Below are 4,361 nucleotides of genomic sequence, written 5' to 3' on the forward strand. Positions count from 1 at the left end.
CTCCAGGACATCGAGCGGGCCGCCGGCGCCCCCTTCCGCGACCTCGGCATGCCGGAGATCGCCGACGACGAGCCGCCCGCCCTCGACGTGCTGGAGCACTACCGCCGGGCGGGCCGCTGCTGGGTCGCCTGCGGCCCGCAGGACCGGCCGGTCGCCTATCTCCTCGCCGAACCCGTCGACGGCGCCCTGCACATCGAGCAGGTCTCGGTCCACCCGCGCGCCGCCCGCCGGGGCGTGGGCCGCGCACTCCTGGCCCACGCCGCCGAGCGGGCCCGCGAGGAGGGGCTGACCTCCCTGACGCTGACCACCTTCACGGAGGTCCCGTGGAACGCCCCCTACTACGAGCGCCTCGGCTTCCGCCCGCTCCCCGAGGCGGACCTCACGCCCGGCCTGCGCGCGATCCGCGCGACGGAGGCCGGACTCGGCCTGGACCGCTGGCCACGGGTGTGCATGCGCGCCCTGTTGTGACGGGCGGGCCGGCGCACCTCAACCGTCCGCGAACCTCGCCCGCAGCTCCACCTTGCGTACCTTCCCGGACACCGTCATCGGGAAGGAGTCGAGGATCCGCACCCGGGCCGGAACCTTGTAGTGCGCCAACCGCCCCTCACAGAAGGCCCGGAGCTCCTCCAGTGTCGGCGGGTCGTCCGGGTCGCGGGCGATGACGCAGGCCAGGACCTCCTCGCCGTAGCGCTCGTGCGGGACGCCGACGACCTGGACGTCCTGGATCTTCGGGTGGCCGTAGAGGAACTCCTCGATCTCGCGGGGGTAGATGTTCTCCCCGCCCCGGATGATCATGTCCTTGATGCGGCCGACGATCTCGACGTAGCCGTCATCGCGCATCACGGCGAGATCGCCCGTGTGCATCCAGCGGCCCGCGTCGACGGACTCGGCGGTCTTCTCCGGCTCGTTCCAGTAGCCGAGCATCACGCTGTAGCCGCGGGTGCACAACTCGCCCGCCGTCCCGCGCGGCCGGGTGACGCCCGTGGCCGGGTCGACGACCTTGACCTCGATGTGCGGCAGGACCCGGCCGACCGTGCCGGTGCGATGCTCCAGGTCGTCGTCCCGCCGGGTCTGGAGGGACACCGGGGACGTCTCGGTCATGCCGTAGCAGATGGAGACCTCCGCCATGTGCATCTCGGTGACCACCCGCTTCATCACCTCCACCGGGCAGGGCGAGCCCGCCATGATGCCGGTGCGCAGCGAGGAGAGATCGTAGGAGGCGAAGTCGGGGAGGTTCAGCTCGGCGATGAACATCGTCGGGACGCCGTAGAGCGACGTGCAGCGCTCCTGCTGGACCGCGTCCAGGGTGGCCTTCGCGTCGAAGGACGGGGCGGGGATGACCATGCAGGCGCCGTGCGAGGTGGCGGCGAGATTGCCCATGACCATGCCGAAGCAGTGGTAGAAGGGCACCGGGATGCAGATGCGGTCCTGCTCGGAGTAGGCGATCAGCTCACCCACGAAGTAGCCGTTGTTGAGGATGTTGTGGTGGGAGAGGGTCGCGCCCTTCGGGAAGCCCGTCGTGCCCGACGTGTACTGGATGTTGATCGGGTCGTCGCAGGAGAGTTCGTCGTACGTCGCGTCGGGGGTCGCCCGCCCGAGCAGCGCCTCCCAGCCCGGGTCGCCGAAATAGACCACCTCCCTCAACTCTGGTATTCCGCCGCGCACTTGCTCGACCATCGCCCGGTAGTCGCTCGTCTTGTGAGCGAGGGAGGCGAACAGCAGGGACACGCCGGCCTGCTTCAGGACGTACGCCACCTCGTGGGTGCGGTACGCCGGGTTGATGTTCACCAGGATCGCGCCGATGCGGGCGGTGGCGTACTGGACGAGCACCCACTCGGGGCAGTTGACCGCCCAGATGCCCACCCGGTCGCCCTTGGCGACCCCGGAGGCGTGCAGGGCGGAGGCGAGCTCGTCGACCGCCGCGCCGAACTGCGCGTACGTCCAGCGCCGGCCGGACGGCACGTCGACCAGTGCCTCGCGGTCCGGCCAGGTGGCCACCGCCCGGTCCAGGCCGGCCCCGATCGTGTCGCCGAGCAGCGCCGTCCCGCCGGTGCCATGGCTGTAGGAGCTCACCGGAAGTCCTCCTCGCGGTACTCGGCGTCCGACCCGGCCGCCGTGGCCTCCCGCAGCTCGATCCGGCGGATCTTGCCGGAGACGGTCTTGGGCAGGTCGGCGAACTCCAGGCGGCGGATGCGCTTGTAGGGGGCCAGCACCTCGCGGGAGTGCTCGAACAGGACCTTCGCGGTGTCGGCGCCGGGCTCCCAGCCGGCGGCCAGGACGACGTACGCCTTGGGGACGGCGAGCCGCAGCTCGTCAGGGGCGGGGACGACCGCCGCCTCTGCGACCGCGTCGTGCTCCAGCAGCGCGCTCTCCAGCTCGAACGGGCTGATCTTGTAGTCGGAGGCCTTGAAGACGTCGTCACTGCGCCCGATATAGGTCAGATATCCCTCTTCATCCCGGGAGGCGACATCCCCCGTGCGGTAGTAGCCGCCGGCCATCGCCTCCGCCGTGCGGTCCGCGTCGCCGTGGTAGCCGGTCATCAGGCCGACGGGGCGGTCCGACAGGTCCAGCGCGATCTCGCCCTCCATGGCGCCCGGCGCGCCGGACACCGGGTCGAGGAGTTCGACGCGGTAGCCGGGACTCGGCCGGCCCATCGAGCCGGTCTTGAGCGGCTGGCCGGGACTGTTGGCGACCTGCACGGCCGTCTCGGTCTGGCCGAAGCCGTCCCGGACGGTGAGGTTCCAGGCGCGGCGGACCTGCTCGATGACCTCCGGGTTGAGCGGCTCGCCGGCCGCGACGACCTCGCGGGGCGGGGTGCGCAGCTGTGTCAGGTCGGCCTGGATGAGCATGCGCCACACGGTCGGCGGGGCGCAGAAGGTGGTGACGCCCGCCCGATCCATCTCGGTCATGAGACGGACGGCGTCGAAACGCGTGTAGTTGTGCAGGAAGACGGTCGCCTCGGCGTTCCACGGGGCGAACAGGTTGGACCAGGCGTGCTTGGCCCAGCCGGGTGAGGAGATGTTCAGATGTACGTCGCCGGGGCGCAGGCCGATCCAGTACATGGTCGACAGATGGCCGATCGGGTACGAGGTGTGGGTGTGCTCGACGAGTTTGGGCCGGGCGGTGGTGCCCGAGGTGAAGTAGAGCATCAGCGGGTCGTCGGCCCGGGTGGGGCCGTCGGGGGTGAAGTCGGCGGAGGCGCCGTAGGCGTCGTCCAGCGGCAGCCAGCCGGCCGGCACCGCACCGGCGGCGTCCGCGGCGATGCGCGTGTAGTCGCCCGGGACCTCGGCGAACTTGCCGGTGTCCGCGGTGCGCGCGATGACGTGCCGGACCCGGCCGCGCTCGACGCGGTCGCGCAGGTCGGCGGGGCCGAGCAGCGGGGTGGCCGGGATGACCACCGCGCGCAGTTTCATCGCGGCGAGGGCGGTGATCCACAGTTCGGCCTGGTTGCCGAGCATGACGAGGATCCGGTCCTCGGCGCGCACGCCCCGGGCCCGCAGCCAGGTGGCGAACCGGGCCGACCGCACGGACATCTCCCCGAAGGACAGCCGGGTCTCACGGCCGTCCTCCTCGACGAGGTGCAGGGCGGTGCGGGCGTTGCCGTCGGCGATCTCGTCGAACCAGTCGAGCGCCCAGTTGAAGTACTCGGGGCGTGGCCAGCGGAAGCCCTCGTAGGCCCTCGGGTAGTCCTCGCGGTGCTCCAGCAGGAAATCCCGCGCGTCGCGGAACAGTGCCGTCGCCGATGTCATCTGTCCTCCTGGGTGCCGGACCATTGCCGGGCGGCTCCGAGCCATCGTGTAATCCGTGATGCAGGTCTCACTACCCCCGAACGGGGGGTGCGCCCGCGCAAGGGCCGTAGCGAAGGGGCGATCAGGTGACGACAGACGCGTCCGACGCGGTCGAGATGCGCAGCGCGCTGCTGCGTCTGCGGCGGGGCACCGGCCTTCCGGTCGCCTTCGGCGGCCTGCTGGAGGCCGGGCAGCAGATGCGCATCAGCGAACTGAGCGGTACGGCGACGCACGCCCTGCGGTCGCTGGTGGTGACGTCCGGAACCGGTCTCGGCGGCAAGACGGTGGCGCTGTCCCGGCCGTGCGTGGTGACGGACTACTCGGCCTCGCGGCAGATCAGCCACGAGTACGACGCCCCGGTGTCCGCGGAGGGGCTGCGCTCGGTGCTGGCTGTGCCGGTGGTGGTGCGGCACCGGGTGCGCGGGGTGCTGTACGGGGCGCTGCGGACGGCTCTGCCGCTGGGCGGCCGGATGCTGGACGCGGCGGTCGAGGCGGCGCGGGACGTGGAGCGGGCGCTGGCCGTCCGGGACGAGGCCCGCACGCTCGTCGCCGGGGCGGGGGCCGGTGCGGGCC

General features: G+C 71.8%; 4 protein-coding genes. 2 read left to right on the top strand and 2 right to left on the bottom strand.

Translation table 11 applies throughout. The annotated features are described in order from the left end of the window. On the top strand, positions 1-468 hold a 468-nt coding region (locus C1J00_RS38940), incomplete at its 5' end, for a GNAT family N-acetyltransferase (RefSeq protein ID WP_102913600.1). Positions 469-486: 18 nt separating this feature from the next. On the opposite strand, the gene C1J00_RS38945 is transcribed toward C1J00_RS38940, so the two are convergent. After that, positions 487-2,073 carry an AMP-binding protein gene (locus tag C1J00_RS38945; RefSeq protein ID WP_102913601.1) on the bottom strand — a complete coding sequence of 529 codons (1,587 nt, stop codon included), beginning with the start codon at positions 2,071-2,073 and terminating at the stop codon, positions 487-489. Further along, a complete protein-coding gene (locus C1J00_RS38950) occupies positions 2,070-3,749 on the bottom strand; it encodes an AMP-binding protein (RefSeq protein ID WP_102913602.1) in 1,680 nt (559 codons plus the stop codon). The genes C1J00_RS38945 and C1J00_RS38950 overlap by 4 nt, the downstream gene beginning before the upstream one ends. Positions 3,750-3,874: 125 nt before the next feature. Here C1J00_RS38950 and C1J00_RS38955 point away from each other — a divergent pair. Further along, positions 3,875-4,361: GAF domain-containing protein (locus C1J00_RS38955; protein WP_146046347.1), on the top strand; the 487-nt coding region annotated here is incomplete at its 3' end.

This window comes from Streptomyces cahuitamycinicus, assembly GCF_002891435.1.
Lineage (GTDB): Bacteria > Actinomycetota > Actinomycetes > Streptomycetales > Streptomycetaceae > Streptomyces > Streptomyces cahuitamycinicus.

Coding starts and splice junctions, on each gene's coding strand:
- C1J00_RS38950 (WP_102913602.1), bottom strand. CDS start 3,749: ATGACATCGGCGACGGCACTGTTCCGCGACGCGCGGGATTTCCTGCTG.